Origin of the sequence: Pantoea sp. Fr-CA_6, from assembly GCF_024520895.1 — a bacterium.
GTDB lineage: Bacteria > Pseudomonadota > Gammaproteobacteria > Enterobacterales > Enterobacteriaceae > Pantoea > Pantoea agglomerans.
Genome location: NZ_JALNPO010000012.1, coordinates 65,434 through 91,891 on the forward strand (window position 1 = coordinate 65,434; position 26,458 = coordinate 91,891).

The window sequence follows — 26,458 nt, forward strand, 5'->3', positions numbered from 1 at the left end:
CGCTTTACGGAGGAGGCAAAATGGATGAGTTTAAACCGGAAGATGAGTTAAAACCTGACGCCAGCGATCGCCGTCCCTCGCGCCCTCGTAAGTCGTCTCCCGCAGCCAAAATACCGGTTTCGCGCCAGCGCATCATGATGGGTGTCGGGATCCTGGTTCTTTTGTTACTGGTACTGGGTATTGGTTCGGCGCTGAATGGCCCGGATGAGAAAAAACCTGCTACTGCGGGCAATACGCCTGCCGCTGGCGGCGGTTCCGGCAGCGAGAAGAACATCGACCTGGCTGGCTCCTCTTCTATGTCAGGTGGACAGACGACGCCGAATGGCGGGCAGAGCACGCCAGCTACCAGCGAAAATAACGCGGCGACCAGCGGTAATGCTGCGTCTGACCCGCAGCGCGACGTCTCAATGCCGCCTGTGGCTTCAACGCCTACGCAGGCTGCCCCTGTTGAGACGCCAGCAAATCAGCAGCGTGTCACGCTGCCGGGCGATCTGAACAGCGCGCTGAGTAATCAGCAGCAGCAGGTCGACAGTGCCGCGATGGGCACGCAGGGTGGCAGTTCACTGCCAACAGCGCCTGCCACGGTCAGCGGCAATGCCGGAACGGCTGCGAATCCGGTTACGGCCCCTGCAGGCCGTCAGACGCCAAACAAATCAAACGCTTCTGCCCGTCCGGCGCACGATTCATCGCATAAAACTGCTTCGAAGCCTGCAACCCGTGACAGCAAAACACATACCACGCCAGCACGTACGCCAGCCCCTTCTGCTGCGGCGGCAGGCAGCAGTTCAGCCAGCAAATCATTACCAGGCGGCAGCTATACCCTGCAGCTGAGCGGTGCATCGAAGGCGGAAAGCCTGAATGCCTGGGCTAAGCAGCAGAATCTGAGTGGGTATCACGTCTACAAAACCACCCGTAACGGTCAGTCGTGGTACGTGCTGGTGAGTGGTTCCTATGCCACACCGGCTGATGCCAAACGCGCGGTAGCTTCACTGCCTGCCGAAGTGCGTGCGAAGAACCCGTGGGTTAAACCAGTAAGCCAGGTGAAGAAAGAAGCCAGCCAATAGCGGATGTGGGGCCAGTTTCTGGCCCCGTTTTAAGCGCAGATCTGCTGTCGGTCCAGCCACAGCCTCACAATAAGATGTAATAACCACGACAGCATGAAAAAAAATCGCGCTTTCCTGAAATGGGCAGGGGGAAAATTTCCCTTAGTAGAAGAGATCCATCGCCATCTGCCGCAAGGCGACTGTCTGGTAGAACCCTTTGTTGGCGCGGGTTCGGTGTTTCTGAACACTGAATTTGATCGCTACCATCTGGCTGATATCAACAGTGACCTGATTAATCTCTATAACATTGTTAAAACGCGCACGGCGGATTTCATCCGTGACGCGCAGCTGCTGTTTACGCCGGAAAGTAACAACGAGATCTGTTATTACCAGCGTCGCACCGAATTTAACACCAGCACCGACGCCTACCTGCGCGCGCTGTTGTTCCTCTATCTGAACCGTCACTGTTACAACGGCCTCTGTCGCTATAACCTGCGTGGCGAGTTCAACGTGCCGTTTGGCCGCTATCGCAAACCCTACTTTCCTGAAGCAGAACTGTTATGGTTTGCCGAGCGTGCGCAAAAAGCGACGTTTGTCTGTGAATCGTACGATGTTACCCTGACCAATGCCGGTAAAGGCTCGGTAGTCTATTGCGATCCGCCTTATGCGCCGCTGTCGGCAACGGCCAATTTCACGGCTTATCACACCAACAGCTTCAGCCTGCGTGAGCAGGAGAACCTGGCGGCGTTAGCGGCAAAGCTGGCTTCGTCGGAGGACCGGATTCCGGTACTGATTTCTAACCACGACACTGCACTGACGCGTTTATGGTATCAGGATGCAGAGTTACATGTGGTCAAAGCCCGGCGTTCTATCAGCCGAAGCATAACGGGTCGCACCAAGGTCGACGAACTGCTGGCACTTTATAGCTAGTCTGTTTCGTCCGCGACCAACGCATTACGCCAGCCTGCGTGCTGGCGCACAACAGTGGGAGAATCGGATGAAACAATATTTGCTGGCCCCTTCAATCCTTTCGGCGGACTTTGCTCGCCTGGGCGAAGACACAGCCAAAGCGCTGGCGGCCGGAGGTGACGTGGTTCACTTCGACGTGATGGACAACCACTACGTGCCTAATCTGACCATGGGTCCGATGGTGCTGAAAGCACTGCGCGACTATGGCATCACTGCCCCCATCGATGTGCATCTGATGGTGAAGCCGGTAGATGCGCTAATCCCTGATTTCGCCAAAGCGGGTGCCACCTACATCACCTTTCATCCCGAAGCCAGCGAACACGTTGACCGCACCCTGCAAATCATCAAAGAGCATGGCTGCAAAGCGGGTCTGGTGTTTAACCCGGCGACCCCGCTGAGCTACCTCGATTACGTCATGGATAAGCTGGATATCATTCTGCTGATGTCAGTGAACCCTGGCTTTGGCGGTCAGTCATTTATTCCTGGTACACTGGATAAACTGCGTGAAGCGCGCAGGCGTATCGATCAGAGCGGTTACAGCATTCGCCTTGAAGTGGATGGCGGCGTGAAGATCGACAATATTGGCCAGATCGCTGCCGCCGGTGCCGACATGTTTGTCGCCGGTTCCGCGATCTTCGGTCACCCTGACTATAAAAAAGTGATCGATGATATGCGCAACGAACTGGAGAAGGCCAATGGCTCATTTCACTGATATTCGTGCGCTGGCGTTTGATCTCGATGGGACACTGGTGGATAGCGCACCCGGCCTGGCCGATGCGATTGACCGCACGCTGAATGACCTCCGTCTGCCGCAGGCGGGCCTTGAGCGTGTCTCAACCTGGATTGGCAACGGCGCGGATATCATGATGGCCCGCGCGCTGACCTTCGCGCTGGGCCGTGAGCCGCAGCCGGAAGAGCAGCGTGATGCGCGGGCGCTGTTTGACCGACATTATGCCGATACCGTGGATGCGGGCAGTACGCTGTTTCCACAGGTAAAGCAGACGCTGGCCGCCTTAAAGGCCGCCGGGCTGCCGATGGCGATAGTCACCAACAAGCCGACGCCGTTTGTGGCACCGCTGCTGGAGTCGCTTGGCATTGCTGATGCGTTTTCGCTGATTATCGGTGGCGACGATGTGCCGGTTAAAAAACCGCATCCTGCGGCAATTTTTATGGTGCTGGGCACCTTTGGTGTGTTGCCGAATGAGTTGCTGTTTGTCGGCGACTCACGCAATGATATCCAGGCGGCACAGGCGGCGGGCGTACCCAATATCGGCATGACCTTTGGCTATAACTATGGCGAGCCGATTGCCACCAGCCAGCCCGATTTAACCCTCGACTCTTTCGACGAACTTTTGCCCGCTCTGGGGCTGTAAATATCAGGACATAAGTATGAAACCCATCGTTTTCAGCGGCGCACAGCCGTCCGGCGAACTGACCATTGGCAACTATATGGGAGCGCTGCGTCAGTGGGTGCAGATGCAGGATGATTTCCACTGCATTTATTGCATCGTTGATCTGCACGCGATCACCGTGCGTCAGGATCCTGTTGCACTGCGTAAAGCGACGCTGGACACGCTGGCGCTCTATCTGGCCTGTGGTATAGACCCGCAAAAAAGCACCATCTTCGTTCAGTCGCATGTGCCAGAGCACACGCAGCTGAGCTGGATCCTGAATTGCTATGCCTACTTCGGTGAACTGAGCCGCATGACGCAGTTTAAGGATAAATCAGCGCGTTACGAAGAGAACATTAACGCCGGTCTGTTCGACTATCCGGTGCTGATGGCGGCTGACATTCTGCTCTATCAGACCCATCAGGTGCCGGTGGGTGAAGATCAGAAGCAGCATCTGGAGCTGAGCCGCGATATCGCGCACCGCTTCAATGCGATCTACGGCGATATCTTCAAAGTACCAGAGCCGTTGATTCCGAAGTCTGGCGCGCGCGTGATGTCGCTGCTGGAACCGACGAAGAAGATGTCCAAGTCTGACGATAACCGCAATAACGTGATCGGCCTGCTGGAAGATCCGAAAGCGGTCGTGAAGAAGATTAAACGCGCCGTCACCGATTCTGAAGAGCCGCCAGTGGTGCGCTACGACATCAAAGAGAAAGCGGGCGTCTCTAACCTGCTGGATATTCTGTCGGGCGTGACCGGTAAAACTATCGCCGAGCTGGAGCAGGAGTTCGAAGGCAAGATGTATGGTCACCTGAAGGGCGCAGTAGCCGATGCTGTGTCGGGTATGCTCTCTGAGCTGCAGGAGCGTTATCACAGCTTCCGCAACGATGAAGCACTGCTGGAGCAGGTGATGCGTGATGGCGCGGCCAAAGCACGCGCACAGGCGCAGGAAACGCTGAAGAAGGTGTATCAGGCGGTAGGCTTTGTCGCGATGCCGTAATGGCTGAGCAGACAACCAGGACGGCGGGCATTGTGCCCGCCGTTTTTATTTGCCGGACTCAGAACCAGCGCAGGCTGTCACGCAGACTTACCACGCTGCCGATGATCATCAGGCTGGGACTGGTCACCTGACCGGCTAACGCTTCCAGCTCGCTCAGTGTCCCGGTGACCACGCGTTGACGCGTAGTGGTGCCGTTTTCCACCAGCGCCACCGGCATATCGCTGCGCATACCGTGCTTTATCAGCTGCTGCTGAATCTCTCCGGCCTGCGTGAGCCCCATATAAAAGACCAGCGTCTGCTGTTCCGCCGCCAGCGTCTGCCAGGCGAGCGAGCCCTCTTTCTGCAGATGTCCGGTAACCAGTCTGACGCTCTGCGCATGATCGCGGTGGGTCAGGGGAATACCGCTGTAAGCCGCACAGCCCGATGCGGCGGTGATCCCCGGCACCACGCTGAACGGAATCTGCCGCTGCGCCAGCGCTTCCAGCTCTTCACCGCCGCGACCAAAGATAAAGGGATCGCCGCCTTTCAGCCGCACGACCCGTTTTCCACGCTGCGCCTGTTCGCAGAGCAGCTGGTTGATCTCATCCTGCGGTACGCAGTGATGTCCGGCGCGTTTCCCGACAAAAATGCGCTCGGCATCGCGGCGCACCAGATTCAGGATCTCATCGGAGACCAGCCGGTCATAGACGATGACGTCTGCCTGCTGGATCAGCTGTAAGCCTTTAAGGGTCAGTAATCCGGCATCACCCGGACCGGCACCGACCAGCGCCACTTCACCCTGTTGGCGAAGGTCAGCGTTAAAGAGCTGGTCGGTAATCTGCTCCGCGCGTTCACTGTCGCCGTTGGCCAGCGTCTGGGCCAGCCGCTCGCTGTTAAAGAAGCGTTCCCAGAAGTGGCGGCGGGCACTGACAGAGCTGAACTGCTGTTTCACCCGCGCGCGCAGAGTGCCTGCCAGCTGAGCCAGCTGGCCAAGGTGTTGCGGCAGCATCGGCTCCAGCTTCTCCCGCAACAGGCGCGCCAGTACCGGCGCGCGTCCACCGGAAGAGACGGCGACCATCAGCGGGGAACGATCGATAATCGACGGCATAATGGCGCTGGCCTGCTGCGGCGCATCCACCAGATTGCAGAAGATCTGCTGTTTTTCGGCGGCTTCAGCCACCTGCTGATTAACCGCATCATCGCTGGTCGCGGCGACCACCAGCCAGCAGCCGGTGAGCCAGTGCGGATCAAACGCCCCTGGCAGCAGCGTGATGGTTTCCTGCTGCGCCCATTGCCGGAAGGCGGGGGAGAAATCAAGGGCACCGACCAGCAGCTCGGCGCCGGCCTCCAGCAGCAGGCGGGCTTTCCGCTCAGCCACGCCACCTGCGCCGACCAGCAGGCAGCGTCGGCCCTGCAGGCGGCAGAACAAGGGGAAGTAGTCCATCAGACGTCCTTAAAAAAGCCCGCGGAGGCGGGCTGTTGACGGGAGTTACAGGCAGACTTCAACCTGTCCGGCATTGACCCGCACCGGCCAGGCCGCCACGGAGCGCGTTTCATCCTCCATGCAGTAGCCATCGCTAAGACGGAAACGCTGCTTTTTCAGCGGGCTGGCAACCCAGAGCGCATCCTGATGTTCAGCAATAATGCCGCGTGACAGCACGCTGGCATCGGCAAAGGGATCGATATTGCTGATGGCATAGAGCTGCTCATCGTTGCGGGGACGGAAGATAGCAACCTGCTGGCCTTTGACCAGCGCGCAGACGCCCGTGGCGGGCAGGATCTGCGTCAGCGGGCACACCGGATTCCACTGGCTCATGATTCGGTCTCCTCAATCAGGGTCACGGCAATGCGTTCATCGGCGCGTGCCGGGCGGTGCTGGTCGCGCTCCGCGACCCGCTGCACGCCAGGATCGCGTTGCGGCGAGTTGATAAAGTGGGCAAAGCGCGTCAGGTGATCCTTATCTTCCAGCGTCGCTTTCCATTCGCAGCTGACGCTGGTACGCAGGGCGGCCAGCTGCTGCTCCATCTGGCTGTTGAGGCCAAGTTTGTCATCCACGATCACCTTACGCAGATAGTCGATGCCGCCTTCCAGACTCTCCAGCCACAGCGAGGTGCGCTGCAGTTTGTCGGCAGTGCGGATATAGAACATCATTAAACGGTCGAGATAGGTGACCAGCGTCTGCTGATCGAGATCGGCCGCCAGCAGATCGCCATGGCGCGGCTTCATGCCGCCGTTGCCGCAGACGTAGAGGTTCCACCCTTTTTCCGTCGCGATAATGCCGACATCTTTGCCCTGTGCTTCTGCACATTCACGGGTGCAGCCAGAGACGCCAAACTTCATCTTGTGCGGCGTACGGATGCCTTTGTAGCGGTTCTCCAGCATCACGCCGAAGCCGAGGCTGTCACCCACGCCATAACGGCACCAGGCGCTGCCAACGCAGGTTTTCGCCATCCGCAGCGCCTTGGCGTAGGCCTGGCCGGTTTCAAATCCGGCGTCGATCAGCTGTGACCAGATAGCGGGCAGATCGTCTTTCTGCGCGCCAAACAGACCGATACGCTGAGAGCCGGTAATTTTGGTATAGAGCTGATAGCGCTCGGCGATCTCGCCAATCACTTTCAGTCCCTGAGGCGTGATTTCACCGCCGGGCGAGCGCGGGATCACCGAGTAGGTGCCATCTTTCTGGATGTTGCCAAGATAGAGGTCGTTGCTGTCCTGTAACGGCGCGTGCTGGGGTTTGAGCACATACTCATTCCAGCAGGAGGCGAGCAGTGAGCCAACCACCGGCTTGCACACTTCACAGCCGTAACCCTGACCATAGCGGGCCAGCAGTTCGTCAAAGGTTTTAATCTCCTCTACCTGAATCAGGTGATAAAGCTCCTGACGTGACCAGGCGAAGTGGGCGCAAAGATGGTTATTGACCTCAATGCCCTGACGGCTGAGTTCACTGTTGAGAACCTGGGTGATCAGTGGGATACAGCCGCCGCAACCGGTGCCGGCACGGGTGCTGCTTTTCAGTGCTGCCACGGTATGACAGCCACCCTGTACCGCCTTAATGATGTCGCCTTTACTGACGTCAAAGCAGGAGCAGATTTGTGCGGTATCAGGCAGAGAATCGACGCCGATGGCCGGTTTATCCCCGCTGCCGGCTGGCAGAATCAGCGCTTCCGGATTAGCAGGCAGCGGAATACCATTCAGCACCAGCTGCAGCAGGTTGCCATAATCGCTGGTGTCGCCCACCAGGACGGCACCCAGCAGGGTTTTCTGATCTTCGCTGATAATCAGGCGCTTGTAGATCGATTTGCTCTCATCCAGCCAGACCACGCTGCGAGCGCCTGGCGTGGTGCCGCGCGCATCGCCAATGCCGCCAACATCAACACCCAGCAGCTTCAGTTTTGCGCTCATGTCCGCGCCGGTAAACGCATTGTCGCGGCCCAGCAGATGGTCGCTGGCGACCTGGGCCATTTTGTAACCCGGCGCCACCAGGCCATAGACGCGATTCTGCCAGGCAGCGCACTCACCGATAGCGTAGATGGTGGGATCGCTGGTCCGGCACTGGTCATCAATGGCGATGCCGCCGCGCGGACCCAGGGTTAATCCACACTGTTTCGCCAGTTTGTCCTGCGGGCGAATGCCGGTGGAGAAGACGATGAAATCGACCTCCAGCGCGCTGCCATCAGCAAACTGCAGCGTTTTGCCGCCGTGCTCGTGATGCACAATCTGATGGGTGTTTTTACCGGTGTGGACCCGCACGCCCATCTGCTCAATCTTGCGACGTAGCTGCTCACCGCCTTGCTGATCTAACTGCTCCGCCATCAGCACCGGCGCAAATTCAATGACGTGGGTTTCAATGCCCAGATTTTTCAGTGCGCCCGCCGCTTCCAGCCCCAGCAGGCCGCCGCCAATCACCGCGCCGCGTTTGCTGCGGCGCGAACAGGCTTCGATGGCGTTGAGATCTTCGATGGTGCGATAGACAAAGCAGTCGCTGCCTTCAGCACCGTTAATTGGCGGGATCCACGGATAAGAGCCGGTGGCAAAAATCAGCGTATCGTAATGCACTGCGCGACCGGTACTGGAGTGGATGAGTTTCTCATCACGATTAATGGTGATGGCGCGTTCACCCAGCAGCAGATTGACCTGATGTTTGTCGTAATAGCCTTCACGAACCAGCGACAATTCTTCAGCGGTGTGATGGGAAAAGTAGGCGGACAGGTGGACACGATCATAGGCGACGCGGGGTTCTTCACAAAAGACGGTCAGCGAAAACTGGTCAGGTTCCGCTTTCTCTAGTAATTCTTCTATGAAGCGGTGGCCGACCATGCCGTTACCGATAACGACGACATTGTGCTTGCTCATTTTTGCCTCAAATTTGCGATATCTGCGGCTACAATAGCGCGCCGTTTCTGGCACTTATTGATATACATCAACCACGACGCCATATACCCATTAAGAGGTATATGGTTGATTTGAAATAATTTTTTCTGGTGCGGATAACCCGCTGATTATTCGGGCTTGCGGCGGGTCACCTGAATCGTGTTAGTTTTAAAATACAAAACCGGAAAAGGAGTCGGCAATGATGTCACCTAAGTGGATCAATAACGTGCGTTTACCCTGGCGGGATGGGTTATGGCAGATCGCCATCGCCGATGGCAAAATTGCCCGGCTCTCAGCCCAGCCGCAGCACGCTTCACCGGCGGATGAATCGCTGGACGGCGAGGGTGGCTTAGCCTGCGCGCCTTTTATTGAGCCGCATATTCATCTGGATACCACCCAGACCGCTGGCGAACCCGCGTGGAACCAGTCCGGGACGCTGTTTGAAGGCATTGAGCGCTGGGCTGAACGCAAAGCCATGCTCAGTCATGAAGATGTTAAGCGGCGGGCGATGCAGACGCTGAAGTGGCAGATTGCCAACGGCATTCAGTTTGTCCGTACTCATGTTGACGTTTCTGACCCGTCACTGACGGCGCTTAAAGCGATGCTGGAGTTGAAGGCGGAGATGGCGCCGTGGATCACTATCCAGATTGTTGCTTTTCCCCAGGAGGGTATTCTCTCTTATCCCAACGGTGAAGCGCTGCTGGAGGAGGCATTGCGGCTGGGCGCGGATGTGGTCGGCGCGATCCCGCATTACGAATTCACCCGTGAATATGGTGTTGAGTCGCTGCATAAAACTTTTGCGCTGGCTAACCGCTATGATCGGTTGATCGATGTTCACTGCGATGAGATCGATGATGAACAGTCGCGCTTTGTGGAAACTGTGGCGGCGCTGGCGCATCGCGATGGCAACGGCGTGCGCGTGACGGCCAGTCATACCACCGCGATGCACTCTTATAATGGCGCGTATACCTCACGACTGTTTCGATTGCTTAAGCTGTCGGGCATTAATTTTGTCGCGAATCCGCTGGTCAATATTCACCTGCAGGGCCGCTTTGATACCTACCCTAAGCGGCGCGGCATTACGCGGGTGAAAGAGATGCTGGAGGCGGAGATTAACGTCTGTTTCGGCCACGACGATGTGTTCGATCCCTGGTATCCGCTGGGCACCGCCAGCATGCTGCAGGTGTTGCATATGGGCTTACACGTCTGTCAGTTGATGGGCTATGAGCAGATTGATGCGGGTCTGGATCTGATTACGCATAACAGCGCGAAGACGCTGCAGCTGTCAGGCTATGGCATTCAGACCGGCAACGATGCCAGCCTGATTATTCTGCCGGCAGAGAGTGGTTTTGATGCAGTAAGAAGACAGGTTCCGGTGCGCTACTCGCTGCGTCGCGGCACTGTGGTGGCAGAGACAAAGCCCGCAGAAAGCGAGATTTACTGGCGGGAGCGGGAGCGGATAGACTTCCGGCGTTAAAGCAGGGCGGCGATCAATCGCCGCCCTGAATGATTAATGCGTAACGTGACCGTGCGAGCGATGTTTAGTGACCAGCCCCAGCAGGACACACATCACAAACACCACCGCGTAGAGGCCGTTGGCGGTGGCCAGCGCCGTGTGCACGCCGCTCTTCTCAACAATCGGCGCGGTCACCACGAAGGTCAGCATGGTGCCGACGGTACCGCAGGTCAGAATGAAGTTCACCAGCTTCGGTGACGCCACTTTGGTCTGCAGCGAACCGAGCGTGATGATAGTGGTGTAAATCGCGCTGGAGCTGAAGCCCAACACCATAATGATCCACTTCAGCATGCTGGCATCCTGGCTGCTGACGAACCAGTACATCAGCACGGTAGCCAGTCCCGCCAGCACCATCAGAATGCGTTGCAGATCGAAGAAGCGCAGCAGGAAGCTGAAGGCCCACATCCCCACCATATACGCGGTCCAGAAGCTGCCCACCAGTTGTCCGGCATCATTAATATTCATGCCCATGACTTTGGTGGCATATTCCGGCACCCAGGAGATAAAGCCAAGCTGGCCCAGAATGTAGCAGAGCGCCGCCACTGCCAGCAGCAGCACGCCCACACCCCATTTTTCTTTCTCAACTGTCGGGCTGTTTTCGGGCTTACGCAGCACCGGGAACTCGACAAACAGCGTCATGATGAAGATCGCGACGTAGATAAAGCCGATGCAGACGTAGACCCAGTACCACGGCAGCTGACGCGCCAGCAGAATCCCCGCCAGCACCGGAAACAGCGTGCCCGCCATGCTGAAGAAGGAGTCGGTAAACAGCAGGCGCGAACCGCGCTGGCGGCCTTCATACATATGGGTGATCAGGAAGGTGCCGATCGACATAGTAATGCCGCTGACCACGCCCAGCACAAACATACAGAGCGAGAAGACGGTCAGATCGCGGCTGGTCATCAACCCGATTATCGCCAGTACCATCAGGACGAAGCCGAAAATCAGCTGACGCTTCAGTGGCACAATCACCATCAGCCAGGCGTTCAGGAAAACCGCCGCCAGGATGCCGCTGTTGAGGAAGGTGAAGGTATTACTCATGCTGGAGATGGGGATCTGGAAATCTTTTGCGATATCGCCCATTACCATGCCGGTAACAATCACCAGCGCGCCGGTAAGCGCGTAGGAGAAGAAGCTTATCCAGGTGAGGCCAATACGATTACGGTTTGTCATGTTCTGAACCTGTTGAGAACCGGGTGCCAAAAAGTGTCAGAAAGTGTAAACGGAACCGTGATCTTAATAAACAACCAGTGAAACCAGAGATCCATATTTCATGTGTTGTGTGATTTTAATCACGTAATTGCCGGGGTTTAACGTTTGCTCCCCCCATTTGCTGCCACAGCGTAAATATAGGTAAAACGCTGGCTCCTGGAATAGAGTCTCTTTACAATCAATCACGTTTTTGTGCCCGCTCTCCCAGGTAAGGAATCTTTCATGTTTAAACGTACTTTAACAGCGGCCATCACCCTGTTAGCGCTCTCTTCCGTTTCCGCCCAGGCGCTGGCTGCAAAAGGTGACACCCACGTTCTGCTCACCACCTCCGCCGGCAATATCGAACTCGAACTGAATAACCAGAAAGCGCCGGTTTCTGTGAAAAACTTCGTTGATTACGTCAACAACGGTTTTTACAACAACACCATTTTTCACCGCGTGATCCCGGGCTTTATGGTGCAGGGTGGGGGCTTCACTACGGACATGCAGCAGAAGCAGACCAACGCGCCGATCAAGAATGAAGCGGATAACGGCCTGCGTAACCTGCGTGGCACGATTTCCATGGCGCGTACCGCCGATAAAGACAGTGCGACCAGCCAGTTCTTCCTCAACGTCGCGGATAATGCATTCCTCGATCACGGACAGCGCGATTTTGGCTATGCCGTATTTGGTAAGATTGTGAAAGGTCAGGATGTGGTTGAAAAAATTTCTCAGGTACCGACCAAAGATGTGGGTCCTTACCAGAATGTTCCATCCAAACCGGTAGTTATCCTCTCCGCCAAAGTCCTGCCTTAAGTCCGTTCGTCGCCATCTGCGGATGGCGACCGCCTGCCGCATCCGGCAAAGCCAGAATTTGCTCTTATACTTAGGGCAAAAACCTGAGCAGGAGGCGGCATGGCGAACAAACTCACCGAAAAACAGAAGGTCACCCTGTGGCGACAGCGGCGTAGCGCCAGCTATCAGGCCAGCTGTCGGCTGGAAGGCTTCTCGACAAATGAAACCAGCGTAAACAGCGATGATGCGGCCGCACGTCTGGCGTCACTGAGGAGGCAATATGGACTCTAATACCGCCGTCAGCCAGGATCCTTACCTGTGGCAGCATGACAATGTGCTGAAAAACCTGCCCGATATCCACGATGCAGCGCAGCTGCGTAAGGCGGAGCTGAGTTTTAGTGCGGCGCGTGCCGCCACGCTGGAGCTGGGCCCACGTAATCCTGGACTGCCTTACCTGCGCCAGATCCACCGTACGCTGTTTCAGGACGTCTACAGCTGGGCTGGTGAACTGCGCACTATCGATATCTGGCGCGATGAGACGCCGTTCTGTCATTTCGAATATATTGAAAAGGAAGGTAACGCCCTGATGGCCGCGCTGGAGGAGGAGAAGGGCCTTGCTGACCTGCCGCGTGACGCGTTTATTGAGCGCGTTGCCCACTACTACTGCGAAATCAATATGTTGCATCCTTTCCGCCACGGCAATGGTCGTGCGCAGCGGATTTTCTTTGAACAGCTGGCGCTGCATGCCGGTTATCTGCTCTCCTGGGAAGAGACTGACGCTGAAAGCTGGAAAGCGGCGAATCAGGCCGGTGTGGCCGGAGACCTGACTTTGCTGGAGCAGGTATTTGCGAAAGTGGTGAGCGAGGCGGCTTAACCGCGTAGAATAGCGGCGCGGGTAATTATTCTGGACTGGCCATGCTGCTGCTTATCGACAATTACGACTCCTTTACCTGGAATCTTTATCAATATTTCTGCGAGCTGGGCGCGCAGGTTCAGGTGGTGCGCAATGATGCCATCACGCTGGAGCAGATGGCGGCATTACCGCTGACTCATCTGGTGATCTCGCCTGGTCCCTGCACGCCGTCGGAGTCAGGCATTTCGCTGGCGGCGATCCGGCATTTCGCCGGTCAGCTGCCGGTGCTGGGCGTCTGCCTGGGTCATCAGGCGATTGCGCAGGCGTATGGCGCGCAGGTCGTGCGCGCGCGTCAGGTGATGCACGGCAAAACCTCTGCGATTCAGCACACCGGACAGGGCGTGTTCCGCACTCTGAATAATCCACTGATCGTGACCCGCTACCATTCGCTGATTGTACAGCGCGACTCCCTGCCAGATGCCTTCGAGGTGACTGCCTGGACGGTGCGTGACGGCGAGCCTGACGAAATTATGGGATTCCGCCATAAAACCCTGGCGCTGGAAGGCGTGCAGTTCCATCCCGAAAGCATTCTCAGCGAGCAGGGACATCAGCTGCTGCGCAATTTCCTTGAGCAATAAGTTGCCTTTGAGTGATTTTTTATGCATATTTTGTGATTATTATTTCAAAGTTGCACGTCAATCATCTAAATGGGGTCATCAATGGCAGCGGAAAAAATTGCGGTCACGCGGGAGACGTTCGATAACGTTATTTTGCCTGTTTATGCACCTGCGCAGTTCGTGCCGGTAAAAGGCAAGGGCAGTCGTGTATGGGATCAGCAGGGCAAAGAGTATATCGATTTCTCAGGTGGTATCGCCGTCACCGCACTTGGACACTGCCATCCTGCGCTGGTAGAGACGCTAAAAAGTCAGGGCGAGACGCTGTGGCACACCAGCAACGTCTTCACCAACGAACCGGCGCTGCGTCTTGCCAGTAAGTTAATTCAGGCGACCTTTGCCGAGCGGGTCTTCTTCGCTAACTCCGGGGCCGAAGCCAACGAGGCCGCCTTTAAGCTGGCGCGCTACTACGCCTGCAAACGTCACAGCCCATTCAAAAGTAAGATTATCGCCTTTCATAACGCCTTTCATGGCCGGACGCTGTTTACCGTCACGGTCGGCGGACAGCCAAAATATTCTGATGGGTTCGGGCCTAAACCGGCGGATATCGTCCATGTGCCGTTCAATGATCTGAACGCAGTGAAAGCGGTGATTGACGATCACACCTGCGCCATTGTGGTTGAACCGATTCAGGGGGAGGGTGGCGTCGTGCCCGCAACGCAGGAATTTATGCAGGGACTGCGTGAGCTGTGCGATCAGCATCAGGCGCTGCTGGTGCTGGATGAAGTGCAGAGCGGCATGGGGCGCAGCGGCAAGCTGTTCGCCTATGAGCATTATGGTATCCAGCCCGATATTCTGACCTCAGCCAAAGCGCTGGGCGGCGGTTTCCCGGTCAGCGCCATGCTGACCACTAACGAGATCGCCTCGACCATGGCGCCGGGCGTGCATGGCACCACCTATGGCGGCAATCCACTCGCCTGCGCCATCGCCGAAACCGCGCTAGATATTATCAATACGCCGGAGGTGCTGGCAGGCGTTGAGACGCGTCGTCAGCACTTTGTCACGGCGCTGCAGGCCATCGATGCGAAGTATGATCTCTTCAGCGATATTCGCGGCAAGGGTCTGCTGATTGGCGCGGCGCTGAAACCGCAGCATGCCGGTAAAGCACGCGACATCCTGAATGCCGCGGCCGCAGAAGGCGTGATGGTGCTGGTTGCCGGCACCGACGTGATGCGTTTTGCCCCGTCACTGATCATTGAGCCTGCCGATATCGAAGAGGGCATGAGCCGCTTCGCCACGGCCGTCGGCAACGTGCTCAACGGCTAGCTTAGTTTTTACGTAAGCGTCTGATCAGCCAGCGGCCATGTTGCGGCCGCTGGTTCCACGCCAGCGATGAAATGGTGTACATCACGCTCAGATGATCGAGAATGCGCCGCACATGCTGCTCCACCACCGTGATCGGTCCCTCACTGATGTTCTCCAGCTCATCCAGCAGGTTAACCTGTGAGCTTTCACCATCATATTCCAGCCGCTGCTGACACCGCTGCAGCGCGATTTCACAGGATTGCAGGTAACGCTCAGCCAGCGAGGCAGTGAGCATGGTGTGCTCACGCGCCAGAATCGTCATGGCGTTGATATGCTCGACGATAAACTGGCTGTGCGTGACCCAGAGCCGCATATCACTCAGATAGCGGGAGTTGAACGCGGGTTCCTGCATCGCCTGATTCAGTGAGTTAAACAGCGCATTGTGTGCCTGATTGACCTTCACCCGCTGATAAGCCAGTTTCTCTGGTGACTGTTCGTCACCCAGCAACAGCCGCAGCGCATCCTGATAGGTTTCCAGTGCGTCGTGGGCGTTCTGCCGCAGCAAGCCGCTCTGCCACTGCGGCCACAGCCAGAGCATCCCGCCAAAGGCGATCAGACAACCCATCAGCGTATCCATGAGTCGCGGCAGCAGAAACTGCGCGCCATTCAGCGACAGCAACTGCAGCGAGTAAACCGCCGTGACCGTAAAGCCAATCATCGACCAGCCATAAAACTGGCGGGTAAAGCGATAGCTGATAAAGGTAATCGCCAGCATGATCAGCAGCACCAGCGACTCCGGCACCGCCATGCGCAGCGTGGCGGCCGCGATCACCAGACCGGCAAAAGTGCCCAGCGCCCGGTGCTGAATGCGGACACGGGTAGCGCTGTAGCCGTTCTGGCTGACGAACATGATGGTCATCAGGATCCAGTAGGGTTTGGGGATGTTGAAGAACAGCGCCAGCGCGCTGCCCAGCATCAGCATCACCGCAAAGCGGCCGGCAGTGCGCAGGGCCGATGAACGAAAAGAGAGATAACTGCGCAGCGCCGGTAACAGCGGCAGACGGCGCTGGCGGTCAGCCATCAGATCGCGCTGATAAAGGGGTTTCTGGGTGCGCAGGACCCGCGCGATGCGGTTGAAGTGGTAAAGGCAGAAGTTACCCACCGGATTGTCGGGATGCTGATGGGCGATTTTCTCCAGCGCGCCGAGCTGTTTATCCATCGCAAAGCGATCGGGTAGCTGGTGATAGAGAATGTTATCCGCCAGCACCCGCAACCGGGCCGAGATGGTTTTGGCATTCCAGCGGATCACCGCTTCGGCGTGGCTCTGTTCGACCAGCTTCTGCACCTCTTCCGGCCGATGCAGGCTGACCGAGATATGTTCCTGCAGATCCAGCGCCACCTGAAAGGCGCGCGTCAGCCGTTTATGGCTGTGATCGCGGCTTGCCGACAGCATATGCATCTGCTGATAACAGGTGTTAATCAGATCGACCACTTTCTGCTGGCGAGCCAGCAGCGGCGGCAGCGCCTTTTCCGGATCGGTCAGCTGCGTCAGCAGGGTATATTTTGCGTCGCAGTAGTTAGCCAGCTCGCGGTAGATAAGGCTCAGGCTTTCGCGCATCGGCTGCTCTTTCCACAGCCAGAACCAGAACCAGTTAAACAGCCCGTACCACAGCGTGCCGCCGATATAGAGCAGCGGGGGAACATAGATTGGCATGCGGCCAATCAGGCTCAGGGTAAAGATGGCGGCAATCAGGGTGCCGGGCAGCAGACGGCCATGCAGCGGGCTGATCTCCCCGGTAACGCCGAGCAATAAGGGCATAGCAAACAGGATCAGCGGCAGCGGAATAGCATGGAGGGTAAGCCACTGCATCAGAAAGCTGCCGAGGGCAAACAGGCTGCCGCCAACAATCAGGCGTTTGAAGAAGCGTTTATGCGGGGTATCCAGACCGGCGATGTTGCAGCAGGCGGGCACTAATGAGAACAGCAGACCTTTTTGCAGGTCGCCAGCCAGCCAGCCCAGCGCCACTGGCAGACAGAGCACCAGCGTTTGCCGCAAGGCATAATTGACTTCAGGATGGTAAATAATTCGACGCCACATCGGCCCAACACAAACAATAACGGCGTGATGTTGCCATCACGCCGTGGGTGACAGGAATTAGCGGGTGCCGTAAACGACGATGGTTTTGCCGTGTGCGGAGATCAGGTTCTGATCTTCCAGCATCTTCAAAATACGGCCCACGGTTTCACGTGAACAACCAACAATCTGGCCAATTTCCTGACGAGTGATTTTAATTTGCATGCCGTCGGGATGCGTCATGGCATCTGGCTGCTTCGCCAGGTTGAGCAGGGTCTGTGCAATGCGTCCGGTTACGTCGAGGAAAGCGAGGTTACCCACTTTTTCAGACGTCACCTGCAGGCGACGCGCCATCTGCGATGAGAGTCGCATCAGGATGTCAGGGTTAACCTGGATCAGCTGACGGAATTTCTTGTAAGAAATCTCCGCCACTTCGCACGCGCTTTTCGCACGTACCCAGGCGCTGCGCTCCTGGCCTTCTTCGAACAGGCCAAGTTCACCAATAAAATCGCCCTGATTCAGGTAGGAAAGAATCATCTCTTTGCCTTCTTCATCTTTAATCAGAACCGCAACGGAACCTTTCACGATGTAGTAAAGCGTTTCTGCTTTTTCACCTTGGTGAATCAGCGTACTTTTGGATGGATACTTGTGAATATGGCAATGGGACAGGAACCATTCGAGTGTAGGGTCTGTTTGCGGTTTGCCGAGAACCATTCGCTATTATCCTCTGTTGTAATCGTGCCCAAAATACAGGGGGCAGTTTTCCCTGTCAGGCGGTGAAAGCTTCAAGCGTTTCCATTTCAGGAAATTATTCGGGCCGCATCAGGCGCAGTGCGCATCATCCTTCCCGGCTTCGTCATCGGGTGACGAAAAATATTTTCAGCACTGTTTGTAGCACAGCTTTTGCCGACTGTCTTCTGTTGTCTCGCTTCAGCTACGGGCGGATTTCTCTGGATTGCTGTTTACCAGGCGAAAGCGTACTCTGGCGACAAAACAGCGTATTCCGGAGCAAAAATCATGCAGGCAAGAGTGAAATGGGTAGAAGGGCTGACATTCCTCGGAGAATCCTCATCCGGCCATCAGATACTGATGGATGGAAATTCGGGTGATAAAGCGCCCAGCCCAATGGAGATGGTGCTGATGGCGGCGGGCGGATGCAGCGCGATTGACGTGGTATCAATTCTGCAAAAAGGCCGAAACGATGTGGCTGATTGTGAAGTAAAACTGACCTCAGAACGTCGTGAAGAGGCGCCGCGAATCTTTACGCACATCAACCTGCATTTTATCGTGAGTGGCAAAGCCCTCCAGGATAAAGCGGTCTCACGCGCTGTGGATCTTTCTGCTGAAAAATATTGCTCTGTGGCCATCATGCTGGGTAAAGGCGTCAACATTACGCATAGCTATGAAGTGATCGAACTTTAGTACCCGCAGGGATCTTTTAAGGTCGCGGGCAAAATCTGTCGTGCTCTGCTGTCAGACTGTGCCTGCGCTGGGAACCGGGTCAGATCGGAAAGTCGCTTAAGCCAATCCCTGGCCGCTCGGCCCGCGCCGTCCCAGGCGCGGGACGCTTTCCTCTTCTGACCCGGTTCCCAGCGTGTTGAACTTATCTATTGCTGCCAGATTCTTTCTGCCCAGGCGTTGTCTGTAGCGACCTTCCTGAAACCGGATGCGGTTGCCGGACGTGAAGCGAAGGGAGCATATACCTGTAGCAAAGCATCGCGGGCCAGGGATGGCCCGCGCTGAGCCTGCCAGGGATGGCGGTTTTGCGTCTTTGCGAAAGGTTTATGCTCCCTGAAGCCTGCTCAGCGGTAAGTCTTTAGCCGCAGGAAAGCCAGTTTTACCATCTTTATGAAAGACATCTGCTCTCAGAGCGGTTTTTGCTGGCCTCTTACTCTATTCGCTTACCTTCCATCAGCCGCTTCACCAGCGGACCCATGATCAACTCCATCGCCAGACCCATTTTGCCGCCAGGCACCACCAGCGTATTGATGTGCGAGATAAACGAGCCCTGCAGCATCGCCAGCAGGTAGGGGAGGTCGATATCTTCCAGCGCCTGGAAGTGGATCACCACAAAGCTCTCATCCAGTGACGGAATAGCGCGGGCAGCGAACGGGTTTGAGGTATCGACCGTCGGGACGCGCTGAAAGTTGAGGTGAGTGCGTGAGAACTGTGGTGTGATGAAGTTGATGTAATCTTCCATCGAGCGCACCACCGAATCCATGACCGCTTCACGTGAATGGCCGCGCTCGCCGGTGTCGCGCACCAGCTTCTGAATCCACTCCAGGTTCACAATCGGCACCACGCCAACCAGCAGATCAACCTGTTCTGCTACGTTGTGCTGCGCCGTCACCACACCGCCGTGCAGCCCTTCGTAGAAGAGAATATCGGTGTTCTGCGGCAGCGGTTGCCACGGCGTAAAGGTGCCGGGCACCTGATTCCACGGCACCGCTTCATCGTAGGTATGCAGATATTTACGCGACTGGCCCTGTCCGCTCTGACCATACTCTTTAAAGCTCTGCTCCAGCAGGCCAAAGTCATTGGCTTCCGGGCCGAAGTAGCTGACATGACGTCCTAAATCGCGCGCCTTACGAATCGCCATATCCATTTCAGGGCGGGTAAAACGGTGAAAACTGTCACCTTCCAGCTCCGCCGCATGAAGATCGAGCTGCTGAAAGATTTTGCGAAACGCCACGCTGGTGGTGGTGGTCCCTGCGCCGCTGGAACCAGTCACCGCGATAATGGGATGACGTGCAGACATAGAAAAGCTCCCTGTGAGGTCGGGCAATAGGCATTGTTAACACGAAATGCCGTTGGGTGCATCAGCCACGAAATTCTTTGCGCGGCATGATATTGACCGATTCGTGCAGTTCCGACCACACCAGTACCACTTCACCCGTTTCCAGCTGACGTCGCACATCGGCCACCTTGTCGATCAGGCTGCGTTCCTGCTCGCCATAGTCCGTGCCTTCGCGCAGCACAAAGGTTTCAATCAGATTTTCAAGGGTCTCAGGTGAGACCTGTTGCCAGGGAATAATCACGAGATCAGTTATCCAGAAAAGGGGCGATCCACTGGGGGATACGCTGTTCCAGCCACATTTCAGGCTGGCGTAATGTCCCACCAACAAAACCTACATGGCCGCCGTGTGGTGTCAGTTGATAAGTAATAGTGGCAGATAATTGGCTGCTGTGCGGGATCACCTCATCACTCATAAAAGGATCATCTTTGGCGTGAATGATCAGCAGCGGTTTCTCTGCGTGCTTCAGCCAGGGCATGGCGCTGGCACGATGATAGTAATCGGCCGCATCCAGAAAACCGTGGGCGCGGGCGGTAATGGCATCATCAAAATCGCGCAGTCGACGTAGCGCTTTCAGCTGCGCCAGATTGACCGGCAGCGTATCCGGCCAGGCGTGCAGTTTGCGGCGGGCATTTTTCTTGAGCTGCGCCAGCAAATAGTATTGATAGACGCGTGAGAAGCCGCGTTCCAGTTTTACGCTACAGGGCTCCAGCAGCAGCGGAGCGGAGACAATGACCCCCGCGTCTACCTCAGCGGCTGCGCCCTGCTGGCCCAGCAGGCAGCCCAGCATGTTACCGCCCAGCGAGAAACCGACCGCGGCGGTGGGTACGCGGCCCCAGCGGGTGCGCAGCCAGTGCAGAAAAAAGCGGGCATCTTCGGTTTCGCCAGAGTGATAGATGCGGTTGAGCCGATTCGGTTCGCCGCTGCAGCCGCGAAAATGCATCACCACCGCCAGCCAACCGCGCGCGCGGCATATCGCCATCAGTCCATGAATATAGGGGCTATGAAAACTGCCCTCCAGCCCATGAAACAGCACCACGCGCGGTTTATGCTGCGCAAACTGCGGATCTTCACTCCAGGCGAGATCGACGAAGTCGCCATCCGGCAGGTCGAGACGCTGCCAGTGGGGAGCGCCCGTGATACGACGACGTAGCAGGCGCGGCAGCAGGGTCTGCAGGTGCGCATTACGCAGACTCTCAGGAGGCGTGAAGTGCTCGTTTTCCGGTCCGGTAAATTTCATGTGGTAAAAGCTTGTCTGTTCCATATCACACTGTTAGCTTCGATAAGTTTTTTCTTGCAGGGTAAGGAGTACCCGATTGCCATGGAACTGAGTCTTTTCTTATCAATGTTGGGATTTCTTTGGGTCGCGGCCATTACGCCCGGGCCTAATAATATGTTACTCACCGCCTCGGGCGCTAATTTTGGCTTTATGCGCACCATTCCGCTGATGATTGGCATCATGATCGGAATGCAGGTGATGCTGCTGATGGTGGCCTTTGGCGTCGGCGGGCTGATCCTGCTCTATCCTTCGCTGCACCTGGTGCTGAAAATCGCCGGTAGCCTCTATCTGCTCTGGCTGGCGTGGAAAATCGCTACCGCCAGTTATGAGAAGCTGGAAACCGATCAGGCGCCGGATGCGCCGATGCCCTTCTGGCAGGGCGGATTGTTGCAGTTGATCAATCCCAAGGCCTGGCTGATGGCGCTGGGCGCGGTCGCCAGCTTCAGCCTGGCCGGTGACGCGTATCGCCATTCAGTGATGGCGATAAGCATCGGCATGTTTCTGGTTAATCTGGTGTCGGGTGTTATCTGGATGGGATTTGGTGCGATGATCGGCCGCATTCTGCGCAGCCGTCGCGCCTGGAAAATCTTTAACCTCGCCATGGGGCTGCTGACCGCCGCCTGCGTGCTGTTAATCTGGCACTAAATTAGCTGGATGCGCGTTCAACGCGCGTCCAGGGCAGCACCTCGCGGATGACTGGCGCATTAGCGTTGCGGATCTTCTGCAGCAGCAATTGCACGCTACGCGCGCCCAGCTGGTTCATCGGCTGCTCGATGGTCGTCAGCGGTGGATTCAGGCTGCGGGTAAACGACACGCCATCAAACCCGACCACCGCCAGATCTTCCGGCACGCGCAGACCCGCTTCCAGCGCCGCATGCACCACGCCTACCGCCAGCACATCTGAAACCGCAAACACCGCATCCGGCGGTTCCGGCAGCGCCATCAACTCCCTTAGCCCCTGACTGCCCGCCTCACAGGAGATTTCGTAAGTGTAGGAGACGCCGGACCACGCATACCCCAGCTCCTCAATCGCCTGCCGGTAGCCCTTTTCACGATGATGTGAGTAAAGGTAACGCATGTCGCCATTGATCAGCCCGATGCGTTTACGCCCTTTACCGGCAAGGTAGTGGACGGTGTCGCGCGCGGCTTCAAGGTGATCAATGCTGACCGAGGAGGCGGGGATATCCGGATCAAATTCGCAGCACTGTACCCACGGCGCACCGGCGATGAGCGCCTGCAAATCCTGTAAACCGGAGGCCGCATCCATCGTAATCACGCCATCGACCACTTTTCCGGTCAGCAGGGAGAGATAGGCGGCTTCACGCTGGAGCTGTGAGGCGGAGTTACAGAGCAGGATGTGATAGCCGTGCAGTTCCGCTTCGGCCTCGATGCCCTGAACCACGCGTGAACAGAAGGGATTGGTGATATCCGAGATCAGCACCAGCAGCATGTTGCTTTGCGACGTACGCAGCTGACGCGCCAGTAAGTTGGGCTGATAGTCGCAGGCAGAGATTGCCGCCAGAACTTTCTCACGCGTATCGGGCTTCACGCCGGGATGCGCGTTGAGAACCCGCGATACCGTGGCTTTGGAGACGCCAGCCAGCTGAGCGACTTTCTCGATCGACATCGGATTCTGAAACCTTAACAGGCAATAATTGGGAACGCATATGAATAGCACAGGGACAATGTGAGCGCCTGACATTTTTGCTTACTTTAGCTATTTTCAGCATTTGCGATTTTTAACTTAGTTTTGCAGATAGTGATCTAAGAACTTATTTCTATTAGGGATAATTTTTAATTCCTTTATGAAACTATAGCGCGCAGAGACACTGCCTCCACTATAAAAACGGTGGGGTAGTGATCATGGCAGCAACACGTTTAACTTTTTTAGCCGCAGCGCTGGCGCTGCTGGCGTTTCGGGCTGATGCGGTCAATGTCACCGTGGCTTACCAGACCTCGGCTGAGCCGGCGAAAGTGGCGCAGGCTGACAACAGCTTTGCGAAAGAGAGCGGGGCCAGCGTTGACTGGCGCAAGTTTGACAGCGGCGCCGGGGTATTACGTGCGATGGCGTCCGGTGACGTCCAGATTGGCAATATCGGTTCCAGCCCGTTAGCGGTCGCGGCGGCGCAGAAGCTGCCGATTGAAGCCTTTTTACTCGCCTCTCAGCTGGGCAACTCTGAAGCGCTGGTGGTGAAGAAGAACATCACTACGCCCAAAGATTTAATTGGCAAACGCATCGCGGTGCCGTTCATCTCTACCACCCACTACAGCCTGCTGGCTGCGCTTAAACACTGGGGCATCAAACCGTCACAGGTACAGCTGGTCAATCTGCAGCCGCCAGCGATTATTGCTGCCTGGCAGCGTGGCGACATTGATGGCGCTTACGTCTGGGCACCGGCGGTTAATGAGCTGGAAAAAGAGGGCAAGGTGTTAACCGACTCTGCGGAAGTGGGAAGCTGGGGATCGCCGACGCTGGATGTCTGGGTGGTACGCAAAGATTTTGCTCAGCAGCATCCGGAGATCGTGACTGCTTTTGCCCGCAGCGCGCTTGACGCGCAGCAGGCCTACCTGAACAGCCCTGACAGCTGGCTGAAGCAGTCCGATAACCTCAGCAAACTCTCTCGCCTCAGCGGTGTGCCGGAAGCACAGGTGCCCGGTCTGGTGAAGGGCAATACCTATCTCACGGCGCAGCAGCAGGTTGAGCAACTGGGCAAACCGGTCAATAAAGCGATCGTCGATACCGCGCAGTTTCTGAAAGCACAGGGCCGGGTGCCGCAGGCGGATAACGACTACAGCAGCTATGTGACCTCCCGTTTCGTCGAGCCATTAGTTAAACCTTAAGGAGGCACTATGCTGCGCATCGCTCACCTTAATGCCCGTTATGCCGGACAGCCGGTGTTGCAGGATATCAATCTGCAGCTGGATAGCCATGAACTGCTGGTGGTGCTCGGCCCCTCCGGCTGCGGCAAAACCACACTGCTCAATCTGGTTGCCGGTTTCCTGCCGGTGGAGTCGGGCAGCATCACGCTGGATAACCAGCCGGTGACCGGGCCTGGTGCGGAGCGCGGCGTGGTGTTTCAGCATGAAGGATTACTGCCGTGGCGCAACGTGCTGGATAACGTCGCCTTTGGCCTGCAGCTGGCGGGGATGTCACGCCCGGATCGCGACGCGATTGCCCGCCGGTTAATCAGGCAGGTGGGGCTTGAAGGTGCGGAAAAGCGCGCCATCTGGCAGTTGTCCGGCGGTCAGCGTCAGCGGGTGGGCATTGCGCGCGCGCTGGCCACGGATCCACAACTGCTGTTGCTGGATGAGCCTTTCGGCGCACTGGATGCCTTTACCCGCGAGCAGATGCAAACCCTGCTGCTGACGCTGTGGCGCGACAGCGGTAAACAGATTCTGTTGATTACGCACGACATAGAAGAGGCGATTTTCCTGGCCAGCGAACTGATTCTGCTGTCGCCAGGACCGGGCCGCATCGTAGAGCGGCTGCGTCCTGGCTTTGGTCAGCGCTTTGCCGCGGGAGAGTCGTGCCGCAGCATCAAATCCGATCCGCAGTTTATCGCCCAGCGCGAGTATGTGCTGAGCCGGGTCTTTGATCAGCGGGAGGCGTTTGCATGAGTGCACTCATCAATGACAAGTCTCTGCCGGTGCGCCGTCGTTTGCGCTGGCCGTTTTCAACCACCTTTACGCTGAGCATGCTGAGTCTCTCTCTGCTGTTGCTGCTCTGGTGGGGCGTGACCGCGCTGGGCCTGATTGCCCCGCTGTTCCTGCCGTCGCCGCAGCAGGTGTTAAGCAAGCTGCTGCTGATTGCCAGCGCGCAGGGCTTTATGGATGCCACGCTGTGGCAGCATCTGGCCGCCAGCCTGACACGAATGCTGATTGCGCTGACTGCCGCTGCCGCCATCGGTATTCCTGTAGGGATCCTGATGGGCCTCAGCCCGGTCGCTCGCGGGTTGCTCGATCCTCTGATTGAACTCTATCGCCCGATTCCGCCACTCGCCTATCTGCCATTGATGGTGATCTGGTTCGGCATTGGTGAGACCTCGAAAATCCTGCTGATCTATCTGGCGATTTTCGCGCCGGTGACGCTTTCCACCCTGGCCGGTGTGCGTAACACGCAGCAGGTCCGACTGCGTGCGGCGCGCTCGCTGGGGGCTAACCGCTGGCAACTGCTGCGCTGGGTGATTCTGCCAGGCGCGTTGCCGGAGATCCTCACCGGTCTGCGCATCGGTCTGGGGGTTGGCTGGTCAACGCTGGTGGCCGCTGAGCTGATTGCCGCCACGCGGGGTCTGGGTTTTATGGTGCAGTCAGCAGGAGAATTCCTCGCCACCGATGTGGTGCTGGCGGGTATCGCGGTAATCGCCTTTATTGCTTTTAGCTTAGAACTCGGGCTCCGCGCGTTGCAGCGCCGTCTGACGCCCTGGAGTGGAGAACAATCATGAACGAACGTCTCAGTTTTACCCCGCTTGGCCCGTACATTGGCGCGCAGGTCTCAAACCTGGATGTGTCTCGCCCATTGAGTGATGCTCAGTTTGAGCAGCTTTATCATGGCCTGCTGCGTCATCAGGTGCTGTTTCTGCGTGACCAGAAAATAACGCCGGAACAGCACCGCGCGCTGGCAATCCGCTTTGGCGATCTGCACATCCATCCGGTCTATCCGCATGCGGAAGGCGTCGAGGAGATTATCGTGCTGGATACCCATCAGGATAATCCGCCGGATAATGACAACTGGCATACCGATGTCACCTTTATTGATACGCCGCCAGCGATCGCCTTGCTGGCCTCGAAGGTATTACCGGAGTCGGGGGGTGACACGCTCTGGACCAGCGGGATTGCGGCTTACGAAGCGCTCTCTGAACCCTTTAAGCAGCTGCTGGCAGGTCTCCATGCCGAGCATGATTTCAAAAAGTCATTCCAGGAGTATAAGTACCGCAAAACCGAGGAGGAGCATCAGCGCTGGCAGCAGGCGGTAGCAAAACATCCGCCGGTGCAGCATCCGGTCATCCGCACCCATCCGGTCAGCGGCAAAAAAGCGCTGTTTGTGAATGAGGGCTTTACCTCGCGGATCGTCGATTTAAGCGAGAAAGAGAGTGATGCGGTGCTGGGCTTTCTGTTTGCGCACGCCACCAAACCGGAGTTTCAGGTGCGCTGGCGCTGGCAGCCAGACGATCTGGCTATCTGGGATAATCGGGTCACGCAGCATTATGCCAATGCTGATTACTATCCTGCCCGGCGCATCATGCAGCGGGCAACGGTGCTGGGCGATAAACCCCGTTAAAAGAG

27 protein-coding genes are annotated in these 26,458 nt (G+C 56.9%); 17 read left to right on the plus strand and 10 right to left on the minus strand.

Annotation, left to right across the window (positions count from 1 at the left end; genetic code table 11):
* Positions 1-20 precede the first annotated feature (20 nt).
* The 5 genes from NR201_RS18385 (at position 21) to trpS (ending at position 4,403) form a co-directional block, all read left to right on the plus strand.
* On the plus strand, positions 21-1,064 hold the full coding sequence (locus tag NR201_RS18385) for an SPOR domain-containing protein (protein ID WP_256850063.1): 1,044 nt from the start codon (positions 21-23) through the stop codon (positions 1,062-1,064).
* 93 nt (positions 1,065-1,157) lie between these two features.
* Complete coding sequence (dam, locus tag NR201_RS18390) at positions 1,158-1,973, plus strand: adenine-specific DNA-methyltransferase (protein ID WP_010671570.1); 816 nt, start codon at positions 1,158-1,160, stop codon at positions 1,971-1,973.
* A 67-nt stretch (positions 1,974-2,040) separates the two neighbouring features.
* On the plus strand, positions 2,041-2,724 hold the full coding sequence (gene rpe, locus NR201_RS18395; RefSeq protein WP_010253116.1) for a ribulose-phosphate 3-epimerase: 684 nt from the start codon (positions 2,041-2,043) through the stop codon (positions 2,722-2,724).
* Positions 2,708-3,385, plus strand: a complete 678-nt coding sequence (locus tag NR201_RS18400) for a phosphoglycolate phosphatase (RefSeq protein ID WP_010253114.1) — start codon at positions 2,708-2,710, stop codon at positions 3,383-3,385. The genes rpe and NR201_RS18400 overlap by 17 nt, the downstream gene beginning before the upstream one ends.
* A gap of 16 nt (positions 3,386-3,401) precedes the next feature.
* Positions 3,402-4,403 carry a tryptophan--tRNA ligase gene (gene trpS / locus NR201_RS18405; protein WP_010253111.1) on the plus strand — a complete coding sequence of 334 codons (1,002 nt, stop codon included), beginning with the start codon at positions 3,402-3,404 and terminating at the stop codon, positions 4,401-4,403.
* 58 nt (positions 4,404-4,461) lie between these two features.
* On the opposite strand, the gene cysG is transcribed toward trpS, so the two are convergent.
* Genes cysG through nirB form a run of 3 tightly spaced genes read right to left on the minus strand, consistent with a single transcriptional unit; the run spans position 4,462 to position 8,735 of the window.
* Positions 4,462-5,826 (minus strand): siroheme synthase CysG, encoded by a 1,365-nt coding sequence (cysG, locus tag NR201_RS18410; RefSeq protein WP_256850064.1) that lies wholly within the window; start codon positions 5,824-5,826, stop codon positions 4,462-4,464.
* Between the two features lie 45 nt (positions 5,827-5,871).
* On the minus strand, positions 5,872-6,198 hold the full coding sequence (gene nirD / locus NR201_RS18415) for a nitrite reductase small subunit NirD (protein WP_010253107.1): 327 nt from the start codon (positions 6,196-6,198) through the stop codon (positions 5,872-5,874).
* Positions 6,195-8,735 (minus strand): nitrite reductase large subunit NirB, encoded by a 2,541-nt coding sequence (gene nirB, locus NR201_RS18420; protein ID WP_256850065.1) that lies wholly within the window; start codon positions 8,733-8,735, stop codon positions 6,195-6,197. Before nirB ends, nirD begins: the two co-directional genes overlap by 4 nt.
* Before the next feature lie 217 nt (positions 8,736-8,952).
* Here nirB and NR201_RS18425 point away from each other — a divergent pair, with 217 nt between their 5' ends.
* Positions 8,953-10,230: a cytosine deaminase gene (locus NR201_RS18425; RefSeq protein WP_187495017.1), complete on the plus strand. Its 1,278-nt coding sequence runs from the start codon at positions 8,953-8,955 to the stop codon at positions 10,228-10,230.
* Positions 10,231-10,263: 33 nt separating this feature from the next.
* Here NR201_RS18425 and tsgA read toward each other — a convergent pair whose 3' ends face one another.
* The gene (tsgA, locus tag NR201_RS18430; protein ID WP_031593897.1) at positions 10,264-11,442 is read right to left on the minus strand and encodes an MFS transporter TsgA; all 1,179 of its coding nucleotides are present in this window, start codon (positions 11,440-11,442) and stop codon (positions 10,264-10,266) included.
* A gap of 261 nt (positions 11,443-11,703) precedes the next feature.
* Here tsgA and ppiA point away from each other — a divergent pair, with 261 nt between their 5' ends.
* The 5 genes from ppiA to NR201_RS18455 all read left to right on the plus strand — a co-directional run bounded on the left by ppiA (position 11,704) and on the right by NR201_RS18455 (position 15,048).
* Complete coding sequence (gene ppiA / locus NR201_RS18435) at positions 11,704-12,276, plus strand: peptidylprolyl isomerase A (RefSeq protein ID WP_003852970.1); 573 nt, start codon at positions 11,704-11,706, stop codon at positions 12,274-12,276.
* A gap of 99 nt (positions 12,277-12,375) precedes the next feature.
* A complete protein-coding gene (locus NR201_RS18440; protein ID WP_256850066.1) occupies positions 12,376-12,546 on the plus strand; it encodes a YhfG family protein in 171 nt (56 codons plus the stop codon).
* Positions 12,536-13,129 carry a putative adenosine monophosphate-protein transferase Fic gene (locus NR201_RS18445; protein WP_022624052.1) on the plus strand — a complete coding sequence of 198 codons (594 nt, stop codon included), beginning with the start codon at positions 12,536-12,538 and terminating at the stop codon, positions 13,127-13,129. The genes NR201_RS18440 and NR201_RS18445 overlap by 11 nt, the downstream gene beginning before the upstream one ends.
* Positions 13,130-13,170: 41 nt before the next feature.
* Entirely contained in the window at positions 13,171-13,746 is a 576-nt protein-coding gene (locus NR201_RS18450) for an aminodeoxychorismate/anthranilate synthase component II (protein ID WP_187492179.1), read from the plus strand.
* A gap of 81 nt (positions 13,747-13,827) precedes the next feature.
* Positions 13,828-15,048 (plus strand): aspartate aminotransferase family protein, encoded by a 1,221-nt coding sequence (locus NR201_RS18455; protein WP_022624054.1) that lies wholly within the window; start codon positions 13,828-13,830, stop codon positions 15,046-15,048.
* 1 nt (position 15,049) lies between these two features.
* Here NR201_RS18455 and NR201_RS18460 read toward each other — a convergent pair whose 3' ends face one another.
* Both NR201_RS18460 and crp read right to left on the minus strand, forming a co-directional pair.
* Positions 15,050-17,125, minus strand: a complete 2,076-nt coding sequence (locus NR201_RS18460; RefSeq protein ID WP_010253083.1) for a YccS/YhfK family putative transporter — start codon at positions 17,123-17,125, stop codon at positions 15,050-15,052.
* A gap of 57 nt (positions 17,126-17,182) precedes the next feature.
* Positions 17,183-17,815, minus strand: a complete 633-nt coding sequence (gene crp / locus NR201_RS18465) for a cAMP-activated global transcriptional regulator CRP (RefSeq protein ID WP_003852956.1) — start codon at positions 17,813-17,815, stop codon at positions 17,183-17,185.
* Between the two features lie 303 nt (positions 17,816-18,118).
* On the opposite strand from crp, the gene NR201_RS18470 reads away from it, so the two are divergent.
* Positions 18,119-18,523 carry an OsmC family protein gene (locus NR201_RS18470; protein WP_010253071.1) on the plus strand — a complete coding sequence of 135 codons (405 nt, stop codon included), beginning with the start codon at positions 18,119-18,121 and terminating at the stop codon, positions 18,521-18,523.
* Positions 18,524-18,989: 466 nt separating this feature from the next.
* Here NR201_RS18470 and NR201_RS18475 read toward each other — a convergent pair whose 3' ends face one another.
* From NR201_RS18475 to NR201_RS18485, 3 genes are all read right to left on the minus strand, one after another.
* Positions 18,990-19,859 (minus strand): phosphoribulokinase, encoded by an 870-nt coding sequence (locus NR201_RS18475; RefSeq protein WP_010253068.1) that lies wholly within the window; start codon positions 19,857-19,859, stop codon positions 18,990-18,992.
* Positions 19,860-19,920: 61 nt separating this feature from the next.
* The gene (locus tag NR201_RS18480) at positions 19,921-20,139 is read right to left on the minus strand and encodes a YheU family protein (RefSeq protein ID WP_010253066.1); all 219 of its coding nucleotides are present in this window, start codon (positions 20,137-20,139) and stop codon (positions 19,921-19,923) included.
* Positions 20,140-20,143: 4 nt separating this feature from the next.
* Complete coding sequence (locus NR201_RS18485) at positions 20,144-21,160, minus strand: hydrolase (RefSeq protein WP_033758974.1); 1,017 nt, start codon at positions 21,158-21,160, stop codon at positions 20,144-20,146.
* A 57-nt stretch (positions 21,161-21,217) separates the two neighbouring features.
* On the opposite strand from NR201_RS18485, the gene NR201_RS18490 reads away from it, so the two are divergent.
* Positions 21,218-21,820, plus strand: coding sequence for a LysE family translocator (locus tag NR201_RS18490; protein ID WP_010671578.1), 603 nt, complete (start codon positions 21,218-21,220; stop codon positions 21,818-21,820).
* A gap of 1 nt (position 21,821) precedes the next feature.
* Here the strand turns inward: NR201_RS18490 and NR201_RS18495 are convergent, their stop codons facing one another.
* Positions 21,822-22,802 (minus strand): LacI family DNA-binding transcriptional regulator, encoded by a 981-nt coding sequence (locus NR201_RS18495; RefSeq protein WP_031593718.1) that lies wholly within the window; start codon positions 22,800-22,802, stop codon positions 21,822-21,824.
* 236 nt (positions 22,803-23,038) lie between these two features.
* Between NR201_RS18495 and tauA the strand changes: the two genes are divergently transcribed.
* The 4 genes from tauA to tauD are packed head-to-tail and all read left to right on the plus strand — an operon-like array spanning position 23,039 to position 26,453.
* Entirely contained in the window at positions 23,039-24,016 is a 978-nt protein-coding gene (gene tauA, locus NR201_RS18500; protein ID WP_010253052.1) for a taurine ABC transporter substrate-binding protein, read from the plus strand.
* 9 nt (positions 24,017-24,025) lie between these two features.
* The gene (tauB, locus tag NR201_RS18505) at positions 24,026-24,793 is read left to right on the plus strand and encodes a taurine ABC transporter ATP-binding subunit (protein ID WP_010671580.1); all 768 of its coding nucleotides are present in this window, start codon (positions 24,026-24,028) and stop codon (positions 24,791-24,793) included.
* Positions 24,790-25,617, plus strand: a complete 828-nt coding sequence (gene tauC / locus NR201_RS18510; protein ID WP_172608220.1) for a taurine ABC transporter permease TauC — start codon at positions 24,790-24,792, stop codon at positions 25,615-25,617. Before tauB ends, tauC begins: the two co-directional genes overlap by 4 nt.
* Entirely contained in the window at positions 25,614-26,453 is an 840-nt protein-coding gene (gene tauD / locus NR201_RS18515; protein ID WP_033758967.1) for a taurine dioxygenase, read from the plus strand. Before tauC ends, tauD begins: the two co-directional genes overlap by 4 nt.
* The last annotated feature ends 5 nt before the right edge of the window (positions 26,454-26,458 follow it).